The organism is Paracoccus sp. P2 (assembly GCF_046335115.1).
Lineage (GTDB): Bacteria > Pseudomonadota > Alphaproteobacteria > Rhodobacterales > Rhodobacteraceae > Paracoccus > Paracoccus pantotrophus.
This window is the reverse complement of sequence record NZ_JBGOSN010000005.1, coordinates 177,929-195,931: the sequence shown is the minus strand read 5'-3', so window position 1 is coordinate 195,931 and position 18,003 is coordinate 177,929. Positions and strand designations below refer to the sequence as shown.

The 18,003-nt window shown below is 69.1% G+C and carries 14 protein-coding genes; 1 reads left to right on the top strand and 13 read right to left on the bottom strand.

Features of this window, described 5'->3' with window-relative positions; all coding sequences use genetic code 11:
- Positions 1-98: 98 nt before the first annotated feature.
- From ACDP63_RS05620 to ACDP63_RS05600, 5 genes are all read right to left on the bottom strand, one after another.
- Positions 99-2,138, bottom strand: coding sequence for a PAS domain-containing hybrid sensor histidine kinase/response regulator (locus ACDP63_RS05620; protein WP_024846195.1), 2,040 nt, complete (start codon positions 2,136-2,138; stop codon positions 99-101).
- 57 nt (positions 2,139-2,195) lie between these two features.
- Positions 2,196-3,347, bottom strand: coding sequence for an RsmB/NOP family class I SAM-dependent RNA methyltransferase (locus ACDP63_RS05615; protein WP_024846194.1), 1,152 nt, complete (start codon positions 3,345-3,347; stop codon positions 2,196-2,198).
- Between the two features lie 122 nt (positions 3,348-3,469).
- Entirely contained in the window at positions 3,470-4,276 is an 807-nt protein-coding gene (locus ACDP63_RS05610) for a hypothetical protein (protein ID WP_024842886.1), read from the bottom strand.
- 96 nt (positions 4,277-4,372) lie between these two features.
- Entirely contained in the window at positions 4,373-5,821 is a 1,449-nt protein-coding gene (gene guaB, locus ACDP63_RS05605; RefSeq protein WP_024842887.1) for an IMP dehydrogenase, read from the bottom strand.
- A 69-nt stretch (positions 5,822-5,890) separates the two neighbouring features.
- Positions 5,891-6,862: a hypothetical protein gene (locus ACDP63_RS05600; RefSeq protein ID WP_024842888.1), complete on the bottom strand. Its 972-nt coding sequence runs from the start codon at positions 6,860-6,862 to the stop codon at positions 5,891-5,893.
- 168 nt (positions 6,863-7,030) lie between these two features.
- On the opposite strand from ACDP63_RS05600, the gene ACDP63_RS05595 reads away from it, so the two are divergent.
- Positions 7,031-8,152 (top strand): OmpP1/FadL family transporter, encoded by a 1,122-nt coding sequence (locus ACDP63_RS05595; protein WP_024842889.1) that lies wholly within the window; start codon positions 7,031-7,033, stop codon positions 8,150-8,152.
- Positions 8,153-8,353: 201 nt separating this feature from the next.
- Here the strand turns inward: ACDP63_RS05595 and murD are convergent, their stop codons facing one another.
- The 8 genes from murD to mraZ form a co-directional block, all read right to left on the bottom strand.
- Positions 8,354-9,754, bottom strand: a complete 1,401-nt coding sequence (gene murD / locus ACDP63_RS05590; RefSeq protein WP_024842890.1) for a UDP-N-acetylmuramoyl-L-alanine--D-glutamate ligase — start codon at positions 9,752-9,754, stop codon at positions 8,354-8,356.
- Between the two features lie 81 nt (positions 9,755-9,835).
- Complete coding sequence (mraY, locus tag ACDP63_RS05585; RefSeq protein WP_024842891.1) at positions 9,836-10,918, bottom strand: phospho-N-acetylmuramoyl-pentapeptide-transferase; 1,083 nt, start codon at positions 10,916-10,918, stop codon at positions 9,836-9,838.
- Positions 10,918-12,303, bottom strand: a complete 1,386-nt coding sequence (gene murF / locus ACDP63_RS05580) for a UDP-N-acetylmuramoyl-tripeptide--D-alanyl-D-alanine ligase (RefSeq protein WP_024842892.1) — start codon at positions 12,301-12,303, stop codon at positions 10,918-10,920. Before murF ends, mraY begins: the two co-directional genes overlap by 1 nt.
- On the bottom strand, positions 12,300-13,799 hold the full coding sequence (locus ACDP63_RS05575) for a UDP-N-acetylmuramoyl-L-alanyl-D-glutamate--2,6-diaminopimelate ligase (RefSeq protein WP_374327619.1): 1,500 nt from the start codon (positions 13,797-13,799) through the stop codon (positions 12,300-12,302). Before ACDP63_RS05575 ends, murF begins: the two co-directional genes overlap by 4 nt.
- The gene (locus ACDP63_RS05570; protein ID WP_024842894.1) at positions 13,799-15,604 is read right to left on the bottom strand and encodes a peptidoglycan D,D-transpeptidase FtsI family protein; all 1,806 of its coding nucleotides are present in this window, start codon (positions 15,602-15,604) and stop codon (positions 13,799-13,801) included. Before ACDP63_RS05570 ends, ACDP63_RS05575 begins: the two co-directional genes overlap by 1 nt.
- Complete coding sequence (locus ACDP63_RS05565) at positions 15,601-15,984, bottom strand: hypothetical protein (protein WP_024842895.1); 384 nt, start codon at positions 15,982-15,984, stop codon at positions 15,601-15,603. Before ACDP63_RS05565 ends, ACDP63_RS05570 begins: the two co-directional genes overlap by 4 nt.
- A complete protein-coding gene (gene rsmH, locus ACDP63_RS05560; protein ID WP_028709914.1) occupies positions 15,984-16,952 on the bottom strand; it encodes a 16S rRNA (cytosine(1402)-N(4))-methyltransferase RsmH in 969 nt (322 codons plus the stop codon). The genes ACDP63_RS05565 and rsmH overlap by 1 nt, the downstream gene beginning before the upstream one ends.
- 3 nt (positions 16,953-16,955) lie before the next feature.
- Positions 16,956-17,465, bottom strand: coding sequence for a division/cell wall cluster transcriptional repressor MraZ (mraZ, locus tag ACDP63_RS05555; protein ID WP_024842897.1), 510 nt, complete (start codon positions 17,463-17,465; stop codon positions 16,956-16,958).
- Positions 17,466-18,003: the final 538 nt, after the last annotated feature.

Genomic DNA, 18,003 nt, shown 5'->3' with positions numbered 1-18,003 from the left:
GGTCAGCCGTCGCCGACTGTCTATCCGCCTTCACCCCCGAGGAATGCCGGAACTACTTCGAGCCCGCCGGATATGACCCGGACTAAGTCGAATCCGCGCTAGGCGCCGCCCTCCAATTGCCGCGTGACCAGCGCGGTCAGATCCGAAAGCGAGAACGGCTTCGCCAGGAAGGCCGCATCCGGCACGGGCGGTCGCCCCTCGGAAAAGATGTCCTCGGCATAGCCCGACATGAAGATGACCTTCGTGCCGGGCCGGTCGCGCAGCGCGGTGCGCACCCAGGCCGGGCCGTCCATGCCCGGCATCACCACGTCGGTCACGAAAACATCGACCACAAGCCGCCGGTCGGCCAGCAGCGACAGGGCATCTTCGGCGCAGGCGGCCTCGAGCACCTCGAAGCCCTGCAGCTTCAGCGCCCGGCTGGCAAAGGCGCGCACCGGCGCCTCGTCCTCGACCAGCAGCACCGTCGCCTCGACCTCGCGGCGCGCGCGAATCGGACCGGCGGCCGGGGCCGGCATCTCTTCGGGGATGCCTCGGTCATGGGCCGGGAAGAACAGGGAAAAGCAGCTGCCCTCGCCCGGCGTGCTGTCGCAGAAGATATAGCCGCCGGTCTGCTTCACGATGCCATAGGCGGTGGACAGGCCAAGCCCGGTCCCCTCGCCCGTGCGCTTGGTGGTGAAGAAAGGCTCGAAGATCTTGGCCAGATCGTCGGGGGCAATGCCGCAGCCTTGGTCGCGGACCTGAACGCGGACGTAGTCCCCGGCCGGCAGGGTGGCGCGGCCGAATTCGGTCCTGGCCTCCAGCCGGAGATTGTCGGTGCAGATGGCGATGTCGCCGCCCTCGGGCATGGCATCGCGGGCATTCACCACCAGGTTCATGATCACCTGCTCCAGCTGGCGGCGGTCGGCATGGATCATCCGCAGGGCCGGGTCGTGGTCGAAGGTCAGCACGATCCGTTCGCCCACCAGCCGGTTGAGCAGATGCGTCAGCTCCGAAAGCGTGTCGCGCAGATCCATGATCTGCGGCTTGAGCGTCTGCTTGCGCGAAAACGCCAGAAGTTGCCGGACCAGCGCCGCCGCCCGGTTCGCGTTCTGGCTGATCTGGTCCAGGTCGGCATAATCGGGATCGGCCTTGTCGTGGCGCAGCATCAGCAGGTCGCAATGCCCGGTGATCGCGGTCAGCAGGTTGTTGAAGTCATGGGCAATGCCGCCGGCGAGCTGGCCGATGGCCTGCATCTTCTGGCTTTGCACGAATTGCGCCTCGAGCGTCTTGAGCGCGCTGGCATCGGAAAGCACGGCGGTCACATGTTCGTCCCGGCCGCGCGTCAGCGACAGCTGCACGAAACGGTCTGGGCCCTCGGCCCTGACATGCAGCACCTCGCTGCCGCCGACCGTGCGGCCGGCGCTGACATCCGAGATCCAGCCCGCCAGATCGCGCCCGAGCCCGTCCAGCAATGCGGCCAGGTTCTGGCCCAGAACCGGCCCGCCCAGCAGCTCGCAGGCGGCGGTATTGGCGCGCACGACATTGGCCGCCGGATCGAGGATCAGCAGTGAGACGGGAAGCAGGTCGAAATCGTCCCCGTCTGCCCGCGGCGGCGGTGCGGCGGGCTGCGCCGGGCGTTCGGGCGCGGTCGCCTGCCACAGCTGGATGGTCGAACCCGCCCGCCGCGTCACCAGATATTGCCCAGCATCGCCCAGGTCGGCACGCACCTTGCCGCTGCGCGCCAGGCCAAGGCCCAGATCGTTCCAAAGCGTCTTCGGATCGGCATGGCGCCGGCCCAGCGCATCCTGCACATGCCGGCCGACCAGGTCGCCGAGCCGGTCCAGCCCCGCCTGGCTCTGCGCCAGAACCAGGCCGTCCGGACCGACGGCAAAGGCCGGCAGTTCATGGTCCCGCAGGGTGGGCAGCACCTGGTTCAGATCGCGCCGCACCGCCAGCCCGCGCCAGAGATGACGGACCGAGATGGCCCCACCCAGCAGATACCAGGCGGTCACTGCCGCCCCCACCGCCAGGAAGGTCGCGCCCCCCGCGGCCTGCCGGGGCTGCAAGGCCAGCCAAAGCGCCCCGACCACCGCAGGCAGCGTCAGGAAAGGCAGCACGATTTGCGCCGCCCGCAGGGATTCCGCCCGTTCCGAATTCATCCAAGCCCTCGCGACCCGCCTTTTTCCGCTGCATAGCGCATGCGCGTTAACAGAGGGTTAACGGCGGCGCATCAGGGCCAGATAAAAGCCGTCCGAGGCGGAAAGCGGGGAAAAATGCCGCGCCAGGATCTGCTCGAACCGGGGATCGCGGGCCAGAAAACCCTGCACCTGTTCGTCGTTTTCGGCGGCCAAAACCGAGCAGGTCATATAGGCAAGGTGCCCGCCCTCGGCAACGAAACCCGCCGCCTGCTCCAGGATCAGGGCCTGCCGGCTTGCAAGCCGATCCAGATCGTCGCGGGTCAGGCGCCATTTGGCATCCGGGCTGCGCCGCCAGGTTCCGCTGCCCGAACAGGGTACGTCCGCGACGACCGTGTCAAAGCGGCCCGCCACCTGGCCTGGCGCCGCCAGACGGATGCGCACCCCCGCCCGTTCGGCGCGCGCCGGCAGATCGGCCATGCGCGCCAAGTCGATGTCATGCGCGACCACCGGGCTCGCGCCCCGCGCCGCCAGCGCCAGCGCCTTGCCGCCGCCGCCGGCGCAGAAATCCAGCACGCTGCCCCGCGCCGGCAGCGCCGCGCAGGCCATCTGCGGCGACAGATCCTGCAATTCGACCAGCCCTTCGCGATAGGCGCGGCTGGGGGCCAAGCGCCGGGCGCCTTCGGCGATGCGCAGCGCGGTGGGCAGATCGGGATGGGGCACGGTCACGATGCCCTCACCGGCCAGCGCGGCGGCGGCGCGGGCAGGATCGGCGCGGCGCAGGTTGACCCGCAGCCAGACCGGCGCACGGTCGCGCATGGCCAGCGCCACCGCCTCGGCATCCGGGCCAAGCGCCTGGCGCCACAGCGGCAAGAGCCAGCCGGGCAGGTCCAGCGCCTCGTCCGGCATCGGCGCGCGTCCCGCGGCGCGCTCGGTATCCGAAAGCGGCGGCGGCGCATGGCCCTCGCCGGTGAAAAGCGCCTCCGGGTCGAGCCCCTCTTCGCGGCACATGCCAAGCAGCAGCCCGCGCCCGGACAGCGCCCCGCCCAGGGCAGCACGCGACCGCAGCCGGCGCAAGGCGTCGAAGACCAGATCCCGCACCGCCGCGCGGTCGCCCGAGCCGGCAAAGCGGCTGGCGCGCGCCCAGCGGATCAGCGCCGCCTCGGCGGCCTGCCCGTCGAGGATGCGGTCGAGGATGGCGATGGCCGCGGCGGCACGGGCGGCGGGCGTCATGTCAGGCAGCGTCCCAGGCGCGGCGGATGGCGGATGGCGGATGGCGGATGGCGGATGGCGGATGGCGGATGGCGGATGGCGGATGGCGGATGGCGTCCAGAAAAGCCGCCGACCGGGCTTTGTCAATCCCGTCCGGCCAGCATCCCCGGCCGCCAGAGCGAAGCCCTTTCGCCTTCAGCCCCTGCCAGACGGATCGAGATCATCGGTTCACCCCCAGCCGCCAGCGGCGAGCGTCCCGCGGCCAGCACCGCCAGCGAACCGGGCCGCCCCGTCACATCGCTGCCGAGGGGTGCGCCCAGCAGCATCACCCGCTCGCGCAGCCGGCTGCGTCGGGCGGTGCCGATCGCGGCGAAGCTGTTATAGGTCTCGGGCGAAACCGCCAGGCCCGCATATCCCTGTTCGCGCAGCATCTGAAGCAGCGTATCGAAACGGGCCAGGTAGCGCTGCGCATGGGCCGGGGTGCGGGAATGGAACGCCCCCGCCGCCTGCCGCCAATCACCGGTCTCGTCATGCAGCTGGCGCAGGAAGCGGGCGGCATAGCGGGCATTTTCCAGCGGATCGAACATCTGCGCCACCGACGAGAAATGCCCGCCGTGCCAGCGATAGTTCAGCTGGAAGCAGCCGATGTCGAGATTGGTGCGCCCCTGGGACAGCCGATCCTGGGCAAAGGCGACGGCGCTGGCGGGATCGTCGAACCAGGTGCCCTCGCCCTCGGCATTGGCGCTCCAGGCCCAGGGGCGCACGATCCCGTCCAGCCGGCGCCCGGTCTCGGTCAGGGTCAGCGCAGCCAGGATGTCGGCGGGCACCCCGCTTTCCGCGGCCGCCTGCTGCGCGGCCCATTCGCAAACCTCGGCCGAGGGCAGCGCCAGCGCGCGGATAGGCGCCAGGACCAGCGCCAGAGCATATAGGATTGCAACAAGACGGAACATGAAACGGCCACAGACAAGGACTCTCTGGCCGTCTCTAGCGCAGGGCGGTTAAGATTCGGTAAGCGGGGCCCGTGGCCGGCCCCGCCGCAGGCCGGATCAGCCCAGCCGGTAGTTCGGGCTTTCGCGGGTGATCTGCACGTCGTGGACGTGGCTTTCCTTCAGCCCGGCGCCGGTGATGCGCACGAACTGGCAGCCGCCGCGCATCTCGGCCACGGTGGCGTTGCCGGTATAGCCCATGGCGGCGCGCAGGCCGCCGACAAGCTGGTGGATCACCGCGGCGGCCGAGCCCTTGTAGGGCACCTGGCCCTCGATCCCCTCGGGGACCAGCTTGTCGCTGGCCGCGTCCTTCTGGAAATAGCGGTCGGCCGAACCCCGCGCCATGGCACCCAGCGAGCCCATGCCGCGATAGGATTTGAAGCTGCGGCCCTGGTACAGGATCACCTCGCCGGGGCTTTCGTCGGTGCCGGCGATGGCCGAGCCGACCATGGCGCAGGACGCCCCCGCCGCGATGGCCTTGGCGAAATCGCCCGAAAACTTGATGCCGCCATCGGCGATGACCGGAACGTCGCCGGCGCCGCGCGCCGCATCCATGATCGCGGTCAGCTGCGGCACACCCACGCCCGCGACGATGCGGGTGGTGCAGATCGATCCGGGCCCGATGCCGACCTTGATCGCATCGGCGCCGGCATCGACCAGCGCGCGGGCGGCCTCGGCCGTCGCCACGTTGCCGGCGATGACCTGCACCGCGTTCGAATGCGCCTTGATGCGGGAAACGGCGCGGGCCACGCCCTCGGAATGGCCATGCGCGGTGTCGATCACCACCAGGTCCACGCCCGCCTCGATCAGCGCCAGGCTGCGCTCATAGCCCTCGTCGCCCACGGTCGAGGCGGCGGCGACGCGCAGCCGGCCCAACTCGTCCTTGCAGGCCAGGGGGTTCAGCACTGATTTCTCGGTATCCTTCAGCGTCAGCAGGCCGGTCAGCTTGCCCTCGGCATTGGTGATCAGCAGCTTCTCGATCCGGCGCGCCTTCATCAGGTCGATGGCCTCGGCCCGGTCGGCGGGCTCGCGCAGGATGGCAAGGTTCTCGGCCGTCATCACCGCCCGCACCGGCATGTCGTCGCTGTTGGCAAAGCGCATGTCGCGGTTGGTGATGATGCCGACCACGCGGCCGGCCGCGTCCACCACCGGAAAGCCGGTGACGTTGTAGCGTTCCTGCAGGGCCTTGGCGTCGGCGATGGTCTGGTCCGGGGTCAGGGTGATCGGGTCGTAGACGATACCCGATTCGAAACGCTTGACCCGGCGGACCTCGTCGGCCTGCTGCTCGGCGGTCAGGTTGCGGTGGATCACGCCGATGCCGCCGGCCTGTGCCATGGCGATGGCCATACGGCTTTCGGTGACGGTATCCATGGCGCTGGAGAGCAGCGGAATGTTCATGCGGATCTGCTTGGTGACATAGGTCGTCACGTCGGCGGTCGAGGGCATCACCGAGGACGCCGCAGGAACGAGGAGAACATCGTCGAAGGTCAAAGCCTCACGAATCTGCATGGGAGCATCCTTGTCAGGGGTTCGTTTGGCAGTTTCCCATTTCACGCGCCGGCCGGATTGTCCAGCCCGTCAGGCGATGGCCGCGTTGGTTTTCATCGCCAGCCCGCCGCTGGCCCAGGCACGCCAGACCCGGAACAGGATCGGCAGCACCACCAGGCTGGCCGCGACCAGCAGGATCTGCGCCGGCAGCGCCCAGCCCGGCGCAAAGCCCGAGACCGCGGTCCACAACCCCGCCGTCGCCGCCAGCGGAAAGGTGAAGGCACCCCAGAGCGGCGAGAACCCCGCCTCGACCAGCCAGCGCAGGCGCAGGGCGGCCAGGACCAGCGCCGCGGCCGCGGCCCAGGCCAGGACCAGCGCCACCTGCTGCCAGGCAAGCGCGGCGGCGACATTGCCCAGCATGGCGATGGGGGCCAGGTGGATCATCAGCAGCGGGCGCAGGGGCGCCGGCAGCCGCTCGGTCAGCGCCTGATACAGGCTGGCGGCCCAGACGAAGCCGGCCGTCGCCGCCATCGGCCACCACAGCGCCTGGGCCAGCGCCGTCCAGCCGAAGCCGGCGGCCGCCTGCGCGGCGACGATGGGGCCGACGAAGGTCAGCTGCCAGACCGGCGTCACCCGCCCCTGCCCCGGCGTGCGGGCCATGACCGGGATCGCCACCGCCCAGAAGGCCAGCTGCGCCGCCATGCCGGCGACCAGCACCCCCTGGGCCAAGGCCGGCGCAAAGGGGGCAAGCAGCTGCGCCGCGACATAGATGCCGACCAGCGCCGCCGCGATGCCGGCGCGGCCGGGCAGGACGCGCAATTCCTCGACCAGCACGCTGGGGCGGCGCATCAACTTGCTGCCATAGGCGAGGATCGCAAAGCCCCAACCCGCGACCGCCATGCCCACCATCATCCCCGATAGCCCCGGCGGCAGGCCGAAGCGCGCCGTCGCCCCGCGCCAGGCCAGGGCAAGCCCCAGCGCGCCCAGCAGCGGCGGAAAGATCGCGGGCGGAACCCGGCGCCAGAGGCCGGCCGGGTTGAGCCGGGGTGGGGCAAAGCGCATGACGGACCTCCTTGATCCTTCATGTCATAGCGTTGCCGGCAGGCCACGCCAGAGCGGCCGGATGCGTCAGAACGCCGCGTTACCGGGCGGGGGCGATTGACGCAAGCAGGCAGGCTGCCGCAGGTTGAACCAAGGGGTTCGACGCGAACCTGGCTAGGGAGGAAAACCATGAAAAGGATCGTCACCGGCATCGGCGCCCTGCTGGCAAGCGCCGCGCCCGTTCTGGCCGGCGGGATCGAGCGCGCGCCGCAATCGCTGGCACCGCTGTTCGAAAGCGGGAATTACCTGGAGTTGAGCTTCGGCGGGGTGAATCCCACCGTGCGCGGCAGGGATGTGGCGGGCTTCTCGACAGGCGACGTGGCCCAAGGCTATGGCTTCTTCGGTCTGGCCTACAAGCACCAGTTCAACGAGAACCTGTCCGGCGCGCTGATCGTCGAACAGCCCTTCGGTGCCGACGTCCTCTATCCCACGGCGAATTCGCCGGTGCTGGGTGGCACGCGGGTCGAGGTCAACTCGACCACCTATACCGCATTGCTGCGCTACAAGTTCGACAACAACTTCTCGGTGCATGGCGGTATTCGTGGTTCGAATGCGGATGGTAACGTCCGGCTGCATGGCGCTGGCTACGCCACCACCTCGGGCTATAACCTGGACATCGACAATGCCTGGGGCATCGGCTGGGTCGCCGGCGTGGCTTATGAGATGCCCGAGATCGCAGCCCGGGTTTCGCTGACCTACAATTCGCCCATCGAGCATGATTTCGACATGACCGAAAGCGGCGGCCCGCTGCCGATGACCTTCACCGGCGAACATACCGTCAAGACGCCGCGCAGCTGGACGCTGGAGGGCCAGACCGGCATCGCCGCCGATACGCTGCTGTTCGGCTCGATCCGCTGGGTGAAATGGTCCGAGTTCGAGGTGGACAACTTCCTGTTCCCGATCGCCTCTCCCGCTGGAGAGATCCCCCTCGTCGAGCTTGAGGACACGACCACCTATACCATCGGCATAGGGCGCAAATTCACCGAGAACTGGTCGGGTTCGGTCTCGTTCCTCTATGAACCGAGCGAGGGCGACACGGTTTCGCCGCTGGCCCCGGTGAACGGCCGCAAGGCGGTGACGGTGGCCGCGATCTATACGATGGACAACATCAAGATCACCACCGGCATCAACTACACCAAGCTTGGCAACGCCACGCTGGGCGTGGGACCGAGCGGCAACAAGACGGAAGTCGCCAGGATGGACGACAGCGAGGCTTGGGCGATCGCAATGCGCATCGGCTATTCCTTCTGATCCGTGTCACAAGGGCAAGGCCCCGGTTCCGCCGGGGCCTTGTCCATGCGAGCCCGGCTCCTGGCTGGGCGGTTCCATGGGTATTTAAGGAACGAAGAAGCCGGGTGCCGTGCCCTGATCGGCATGATGAGATCCTCGCCATGTCCTGCACGCGCCGCGCCTGGCAGCCCTGGAGCGTGAGAATTTGGGAAACGGTGAAGATCAGCCTTGCAGCGCCTTGACCAGGGCGGTGAAATGCTCGCCGCGTTTCTCGAAGTTGGGGTATTGGTCGAAGCTGGCGGCGGCAGGGGCGAGCAGCACGGTCTCGCCCGGCTGGGCCTCGGCTGCGGCGCGGGCGACGGCCTGCTCCATGGTTTCGGCGATCTCATAGGGGGTCTGGCCGATCTGCAGCGCGAAGTCGCGGGCGGAATGGCCGATCAGATAGACCTTGGTGACATTGCCGAGGAAGGGGGCCAGCGCCTCGATGCCGCCATCCTTGCCCATGCCGCCGGCGATCCAGCGGATGCGCGGGAAGGCGGCCAGCGCCTTGGCGGCGGCATCGACATTGGTGGCCTTGCTGTCGTTGACCCAGGCCACGCCGCCGATCTCGGCGACCGTCTGGCTGCGATGCGGCAACCCTTCGAAGCTGTGGAAGGCGCGCTCGATCTCGCGCGGCGCGATGCCGACGGCGCGGGCCGCGGCATAGGCGGCGCAGGCGTTCTGGTGGTTGTGCTCGCCCGGCAGGCCCCTGACCTCGCGCAGGTCGATCGCGGCGACCTGGCGGCCCTTGCGGTATTCCGAAAGGAAGCCCTTGCGGGCAAAGACCGACCAGCCGAAACGGTCGAGCTTCTGCCCCGAGGAGATGCGGATCACCCGGTCGTCCGAAGCGGCCATGGCGAGCTGGCCGGCAAGATAGCGGCCCTCGGGCTCGTCGACGCCGATCACGGCGCGGTCTGGTCCGCCCTCGGCGAAAAGCCGGCGCTTGGCGGCGAAATAGCCGCCCAGCCCGCCATGGCGGTCGAGATGGTCGGGCGAGAGATTGGTGAACACCGCGACATCGGGGGTCAGGGCGCGGGCGAGGTCGGTCTGGTAGCTGGAAAGCTCCAGCACCACCACCTCCCCGTCATGGGCGGGTTCCAGCGACAAGACGCCGGTGCCGATATTGCCGCCGACCTGGGTCGGGCGGCCAGCCTCCTTCAGGATGTGGTGGATCAGCGCCGTGGTGGTGGACTTGCCGTTCGAGCCCGTGACGGCGATGACGCGGGGGGTGGTGTCGAAGCGTTCCCATTCCGCGGTGGCGAAGCTGCGGAAGAACAGGCCGATGTCGTTGTCGACCGGCACGCCGAGCGCATAGGCCGTCGCGATGACCGGATGCGGCTTGGGGTAGAGATGCGGGATGCCGGGGCTGGCAATCAGCGCGGCGATGCCGTCCCAGTTCTGGTCGCGGGTCAGGTCGAGAAGGCGCAGCCCGTCGGCTTGGGCCTGTTCGCGCGTATCGACACCGTCGTCCCAGGCGACGACATGGGCGCCGCCGGCAGCGAGCGCGGCGGCGGTGGCGCGGCCCGAGCGGCCGAGGCCGAGCACGGCGATGGTCTGGTTCTCGACGCCCTGGACCGGGATCATGCTGTTTCCTTCGCTGTGGCAGGCCGGGGGCGCTTCGCCCCCCGGACCCCCCGAGGGTATTTGGAAAACGGAGAAAGCCTGTCAGCGCAGCTTCAGCGTCGCAAGCCCGATCAGCGCCAGGATCAGCGCGATGATCCAGAAGCGGATGACGATCTGCGCCTCGCCCCAGCCCTTCTTCTCGAAATGGTGGTGGATCGGGGCCATCAGGAAGACGCGCTTGCCGGTGCGCTTGAAATAGAGCACCTGGATGATGACGCTGAGCGCCTCGACCACGAAAAGCCCGCCGACGATGGCCAGGACGATCTCGTGCTTGGTGACCACCGCGATGGCGCCCAGCGCGCCGCCGAGCGCGAGGCTGCCGGTATCGCCCATGAAGACCGCGGCGGGGGGGGCGTTATACCACAGGAAACCCAGCCCGCCACCGATCAGCGCCGCGACGAAGACCGCAAGCTCGCCGGTGCCGGGCACGAAATGCACGCCCAGGTAATTGGCGAAATTCGCGTTGCCGACCATATAGGCGATCACCGCGAAGCTGCCCGCGGCGATCATCACCGGCATGATCGCCAGCCCGTCCAGCCCGTCGGTCAGGTTCACCGCATTGGCCGCGCCCAGGATAACCAGCACCGCGAAGGGCACGTAGAGCAGGCCCAGGTTGATCAGCGCATCCTTGAAGAAGGGCAGCGCCAGTTCGCCGCTTAGCGCCGCCGGATGGGCCCAGGCGGCCGCCGCGCCGGCGGCGGCGGCGATGCCAAGCCCGATCAGCAGCCGCACCTTGCCCGAGAGCCCCGCGTGATGCTGCTTCGTGACCTTGGCATAGTCGTCGGCAAAGCCGATGGCGGCGAAGCCCAGCGTGACCAGCAGCACGATCCAGACATAGCCGTTGTCGAGCCGCGCCCAGAGCAATGTGCCGATGGTCAGCGCGGCCAGGATCAAGAGCCCCCCCATGGTCGGGGTGCCGGCCTTGGAGAAATGGTTTTCCGGCCCGTCGTCGCGGATCGGCTGGCCCTTTTTCTGCTTGCGGCGCAAGAGGTCGATCAGCGGCCGGCCGAAGAAGAAGCCGAAGAGCAGCGCCGTGAAGAAGGCACCCCCGGCGCGGAAGGTGATATAGCGGAAAAGGTTGAAGAAATCCCCGCCGTCGGAGAGGTTCGTGAGCCAATAGAGCATTACGCTGTCCTTTCGCCAGGCGGCGTGCTTTGGCGCGTCCGCCGCAGCGCGTCAACCACCGTCGAGACCTTGGAGGACTTCGAACCCTTCACGAGCACGATATCGCCGGGCGCGACCAGCTCCCGGGCGCGCTCGGCCAGTTCGGCGGCACTCTCGGCATGCTGCCCGCGACGGGCCTGAGGCAGCGCCTCGTGCAGGGCGCGCATGCGCGGGCCGGCGGTATGGACCAGGTCCACCGCCTCCATGGCGGGATCCGCGGCCATGCCGGCATGGAGCGCGATCTCGTCGGGCCCCAGTTCCAGCATGTCGCCCAGGATCGCCACCCGGCGCCCGCCGGTCAGCCGCGCCAGCGTCGCAAGCCCGGCCGAAAGCGAGGTGGGGTTGGAGTTATAGGCATCGTCGATCAGCCGGATGCCACCCAGATCCTCGACCGCGCCGCGGCCCAGCGGCGGGCGCCAGTCGGAAAGGCGTGCCGCCGCCTGCGCCAGGTCGGCCCCCGCGGCCGAGAGCGCCGCCAGAACGCCGACCGCGTTCATGACGAAATGCGTGCCGGCCGTTGCCAGGGTGAAATCCACCGCCTCGCCCAGCACGCGGGCGCGGACCCGGGTCGCGCCGTCCGCGGTCTCGGCTGTCAGCGGCCGGGCCATGCCCTGCTGGCCGAAACCGATGACGATGGCGCCCGCTTCATCCGCGCAGTCGCGCAGAATCTGGGTGACAGGCAGATCTTCGGGCAGGATGGCGGTGCCCGGCTGGATCAGCCCGCGGAAGATCGCGCCCTTCTCGCGGGCGATGCCCTCGATGGCGCCGAAGGCTTCCAGATGCGCTGCGGCGACGGTGGTGATCATGGCGACATGCGGGCGGGCGAGGCGGGCCAGCGGCTCGATCTCGCCCGGATGGTTCATGCCGATCTCGATGATGGCGAAATCGGTGTCCTGGGGCATGCGCGCCAGCGTCAACGGCACGCCCCAATGGTTGTTGTAGCTGGCCTCGGCCGCATGGATTTGCCCCTGCCCGGCCAGCGCGATGCGCGCCATCTCCTTGGTCGAGGTCTTGCCGACCGAGCCGGTGATGGCGATGACCTTGCCGCCCATCCGGGCGCGGCCGGCGCGGCCAAGTGCCTCCAGCGCCGGCAGGACATCGGGAACGACCAACAGCGGGGCATCGTCGGCAACGCCATGGGGGATGCGGCTGACCAGCGCGGCGCCGGCGCCCTTCTGCAAGGCCTGGGCGACGAAATCGTGGCCGTCGCGGGCCGCTTGCAGGGCGATGAACAGATCGCCCGGCCGGATCGTCCGCGTGTCGATGGAAACGCCCGTGACCGCGAAGTCGCGGGTGGCGCGGCCGCCGGTCGCGGCGACGGCATCCTGCGAGGTCCAGAGCGTCATATCTTGCCATCCAGCGCCGCGACGGCCACCGAGGCCTGCTCGGCATCGTCGAAGGGATAAACGTCGTTGCCGATGATCTGGCCGGTCTCGTGGCCCTTGCCGGCGATCAGCAGCGCATCGCCGGGCTGCAAGGCATCGACGCCGCGCAGGATCGCCTCGGCGCGGTCGCCGACCTCGATGGCATCGGGACCGGCGCCGGCCAGCACCTCGGCGCGGATCGCGGCCGGGTCTTCGCTGCGGGGGTTGTCGTCGGTCACATAGACCAGGTCGGCGAATTGCCGCGCCGCCTCGCCCATCAGCGGGCGCTTCAGGCGGTCGCGGTCGCCGCCGGCGCCGAAGACCACGATGATGCGGCCCATGACATGCGGGCGCAGGCTTTGCAGGGCCGAGGCCAAGGCGCCGGGCTTGTGGCTGTAATCGACGAAGACCGCCGCGCCGTTTTCCCGCACCGCCGCCAGTTCCATGCGGCCGCGCACCGTGGTCAGGCCGGGCAGGGTCTCGATCACCCGCGCCGCCTCGTCTCCGGCGGCGATGGCCAGGCCGGCGGCGGCCAGAACGTTTTCCGCCTGGAAGCCGCCGATCAGCGCCAGCCGCACCAGATGCGCCTGCCCGCGGAAGCTGAAGCGCAGATCCTGGCCGGTGGCATCGTAGCGTTGCCCAAGGATGCGCAGGTCGGCCGACCCGTCCTTACCGACCCTCATCAGCGCCAGGCCGCGTTCGCGCGCGATCTGCGCCATCTGCCGGCCGCGCGGGTCGTCGATATTGACGACCGCCCCGGCGCCCTCGTCCAGCAGGTGATCGAAAAGCAGCGCCTTGGCGGCGAAATATTCGTCGAAGTCCTTGTGATAATCCAGGTGGTCCTGGCTGAAATTGGTGAATGCGCCGGCCTTCAGCCGCACCCCGTCCAGCCGGCGCTGGTCAAGCCCGTGCGAACTGGCCTCCATCGCCGCATGGGTGACGCCCGCTTCCGCCGCCTCGGCCAGCACCCGGTGCAGGGTGATCGGCTCGGGCGTGGTATGGGCCAGCTTGGCCTGGTAGTCGCCCTGCACCCCCATGGTGCCCAGGCTGATCGCCCTGTGCCCCAGCGCCTGCCAGATCTGCCGGGTGAAGGTCGCGACCGAGGTCTTGCCCGAGGTGCCGGTGACGGCGACCATGGTCTCGGGCTGGGCAGCGAACCACAGTGCGGCGGCTCCGGCCAGCGCGGCGCGGGGATCCTCGGCCACGACCAGCGCGGCATCGGCACCCGCCAGCACCTCGGCGGCGATCTCGGCCCCCTTGCGGTCGGTCAGGATCGCGCCCGCCCCCTGGCGCAGCGCATATTGGATGAACTCGCCCCCATGCGCGGCCGAGCCCGGCAGCGCCGCGAACAGATGGCCCGGCCTGACCTGCCGCGAATCGACGGCAAGACCCGTTATCTCGGGGTCGCGCCCCTTGTCCCCCCTCAGCCCCAGAAGGGACAGCCGCATCGCCCGCTCGGTCACGAAGCCTCCGCTCATCAGTTCGAGACGAGCTTTAGCCGATCCGGCAAAGGCCGTTCAACCATCGGCAGCTGCGTTTCCGTGCTGGGACGCAGGCCCAGCAGCGGCGCAACGCGGCGGATCACCTCGGCCGCTACCGGGGCCGAGGTGGCGCCTGCGGTCCGGCTTTCTCCGCCGGGACCGATGGTCGAGGGCTCGTCCAGCGACAGCACCAGCACATATTGCGGATCGCTGGCCGGGAATACCGAGGCGAAGGTCGAGACCACCTTGTTGCCGTAATAGCCCCCCGTCGGGCGCGGCTTGTCGGCGGTGCCGGTCTTGCCCGCGACCTCGTAGCCCTCGACATTGGCGCTGCGGCCGCTGCCGCGGACGACGACCTGGCGCAGCATCTGCACGGCGATATGCGCGGCCTCGGACGACAGCACCTGCTCGCCGCCGCGCGGGCGGCGGTCGTGGATCAGCGTCGGCATCACCCGCTTGCCGCCATTCGCGACAGTCGCATAGGCCGCGGCCAGATGCAGCGGGCTGGCCGCCAGCCCGTGCCCGAAGGCCACGGTGGCCGAGGTCACGGCCGGCCAGCGTTTCGGCACCAGCGGCTTGCCGGTCGGCGCCTCGCTCATCTCGATCGGGGTCGGCTCGAAGAAGCCCAGCTTTTCCAGGAAATCCCTCTGCCGCTCGGCGCCCAGCAGCTGGGCCACGCGGACGGTGCCGACGTTCGAGGACTTCACGATGATGTCCGTCACCGAAAGCGTGCCGTAATTATGGCCGCGGAACTCGTTGATCAGGTATTTGCCGATCTTCATCGGCGCCTTGGCGTTGATCATCGTGGCCGGGCTGACCAGCTTGAGGTCGATGGCCTGCGCCACCGGGAAGATCTTGAAGGTCGAACCCAGCTCGTATTGCCCCTGCACCGCGCGGTTGAACAGCGGGCTGTCCGAGGGATCGCCCTTGAGCAGCGGCCGCGGCCGGTCGTTGGGGTCGAAATCGGGCAGGCTGGCCATGGCGAGGATCTCGCCGGTCTTGACCTCCATCAGGATGCCGGTGGCGCCCTTGGCGTTCATGACCTTCATGCCGTTGCCCAGCACCTCCTCCATGGCGGCCTGGACGGTCAGGTCCAGCGACAGCGCCAGCGGCGCGCCGTCATTGGCCGGATCGCGCAGCCAGTGGTCGAAGGCTTTTTCAACGCCGGCGACGCCGACGACCTCGGCGCTCGCCACGTCCTCCTTGCCGAAGGTGGCGCCGCCAAGGATATGGGCGGCGATATGGCCGTTCGGGTAAAGCCGCATCTCGCGCGGGCCGAACAGCAGGCCCGGCTCGCCGATGTCATGGACGGCCTGCATCTGCTCGGGGCTGATCTTCTTCTTGATCCAGACGAAGGTGCGCTTGCCGGTGAAATCCTTGTTGAGCCGCTCGATATCCAGGTCGGGGAAGATGCGGACCAGTTCGCGCGCCGCGCGCTCGGGCTCGACCATCTGCTGCGGATGGGCGTAAAGCGAATGGGTCAGCAGGTTGGTGGCCAGAACCCGGCCGTGCCGGTCGGTGATGTCGGCGCGTTGCGAGATGATCTGCGCGCCGGTGGTCTGCACCCGCGGTTCGCTGGGCTGGCTGGCGGCCAGCACGCCCATCTTTGCGCCCACGGTGCCAAAGGCCAGCGCGAAGGCGCAGGACATGAAGAACAGCCGGGTGCGGGCGCTGCCGCGCGCGCTTTCCTGGATCGCGGCATGTCTCTGGGCGCGGTTCGCGGCCTCGATGGCATCGGGATTCTCGCCGGTTTCGCGGGCGCGAAGGATGCGGGCCAGCGGGCGCAGCGGGGTGCGGATCATGGCGTGCTCTCCTGTGGTCTGCGGGGCGGGAAGCCGGCGGGACGTTCGACCGGCAGGTCGGCATCCGTGCCGGGGGCGGGCTGGAACAGCTTGGGCGCCGGAAAGGCCACCTGCCCCACGTCCACGAACTGATCGGAGCCGAAGGGCACCAGCTTCAGCCGCTCGAAATTCAGGTCGACCAGCTGGCGCAGGCGCTCGGGCCGGTTCAGATAGGCCCATTCCGCGCGCAGCACGCCCAGATCCTCGCGCAGCCGGCCGATCTGGCGCTGGATGTCGCTCATCTCGCTGATGGCGGCCTGGGTGCGATAGTTCTCGCGATAGGCCCAGAAGGCCAGACCCATCACCGAAAGCGCGGTCAGAAGGTGAAGCACCGAACGCATCACGCCCCCCTTTCGGACAGCAGCGGCAGACCCAGGGCCGCCGGATCGACCCGGCCAGCCGGCGCCGCGGTGCGGATGCCGACGCGCAAAAGCGCCGAGCGCGCGCGCGGATTCGCCGCCAGTTCGGCCTCGTCGGCGCCGATGGCGCGGCGGAAGGGCAGCGTGAAGGCCGGCTCCTCGCGCGCGGCCTCGGGCGCGTAGCGGCTGCCGCCGCCGGCGCTGTTCGAGCGCGCCTGCATGAACCGCTTGACGATGCGATCCTCGAGCGAGTGGAAACTGACCACAGCCAGCTTGCCGCCCGGCCGCAGCGCCCGCTCGGCCGCGGCAAGCCCGGCGACCAGCTGGCCGAATTCGTCGTTCACCCAGATGCGGATCGCCTGGAAGGCGCGGGTCGAGGGGTGGCTCTGTCCCGGCTTCGGCCGCGGCAGGCAGCCGGCGACGATGTCCGAAAGCTGGCCGGTGCGGCTCAGCGGCCGCGCCGCGACGATGGCCCTGGCGATGCGGCGCGAGGCGCGTTCCTCGCCGTAAAGATACAGCACGTCGGCGATGACCTGCTCGGGCGCCGTGTTCAGCAGGTCGGCCGCCGAGGGACCGTCGCCGCCCATGCGCATGTCCAGAGGGCCGTCGCGCAGAAAGGAAAAGCCGCGCTCGGGCTGGTCGAGCTGCATCGAGCTGACCCCAAGGTCCAGCACCACGCCGTCGACCGGCCCGCCGGCCAGCCTGTCGAGGTCCGAGAACGTGCCCTGGACCAGCCGCAGCCGGTCGCCGTATTCGCCCGCCCAGGCTTCGGCCATGCGAAAGACCGCCGGGTCGCGGTCGATGCCGATCACCCGGTCGGCGCCCTGCTCCAGCAGGCCGCGGGCATAGCCGCCGGCGCCGAAGGTGCCGTCGACCCAGGTGCCCTGCACAGGCTGAACGGCCCGCAACAGCGGGCCAAGCAGGACGGGGATATGCGGCGCCTCGGCCATGCCCTAGCCCTCGTCCTTCGCCGCGGCGGGGGCCAGCAGCGACAGCGGATCGGCGCCCGGCTCCAGTTCCGGCACGCGGGCTTCCAGCGCACGTTCTTCCTCGGCATAGGCCTCGGGGGTCCAGACCTTCAGGCTGTCGCCGGCCGAGATGAAGAAGGCGCTGTCGGTCAGGCCGATCTTCTCGCGCAGCTTCTGCGGCAGGACCAGGCGGCCGTCGCCGTCGATCTCGGCCTCGTCGGCATGGCCCTGGTAGATGTTTTCCAGGAGGTTGCGGGCGGCCGAGCCGCGCGGCATGCGGGCGATGCCCTCTTCGATCTCCTCCATCGCCTCGATGGTGAAAAGCTGCAGCCAGTTCCAGTCGCGGGTGCCGTAGACGATGACCAGTTGCGCGCGCTTGCCGGCCTGCCAGTCGGGATCGGAGGCTTCAAAGACCCGGCGGAACTTGGCCGGGATGGAAACGCGGCCCTTCGCGTCCACCTTGACCTCTTCCGACCCTCTGAAACGGCGTGCCAAGGGCGCGCCCTCCTTTCACTGTCCCGACCTTTCCGGTCTTGCCGAAAAGGAAAGGCGGACCGGGCTGCTGCCACTGCCCGATCCGCCGCCCTCGTTCCCATCTCTGGGCCCCGTAGTTTCGGGGATCGCGCCCTGCGTTTCGCGCCACCTGGGGGAGGTGCTGCTCGCGCGCCGCAGGGGTCGTTCGGAAACGGGTTGCCTGTATGAAAGCTGCTTGTCGCCTTTGGGGTCTTGCTGCCCCTTGAGCCCGTTCCGTGAACCAAGGGATGCCATGGGATTTCATGGGACGCAATGGATTTGTTTGGTCGCGGCACCAGCACAGGCGGGCTCTTGCCGGCGAACACGGCGCGAACAAATTCACAACCGCGCGACAAGAGGGGAAGGTATCGGATGCAGGGATAAAGGAGACACTAAATATGGTATGCTGGCGGGATGTGGCAAATAAATCCCACCATTTCCCGGAATCGTCCCCCAAGCTCCCCTCAAGCGGCGATTCTTCCACCGAAAAGGACGAAAGCTTGCGGATTCGGCTGGCCTT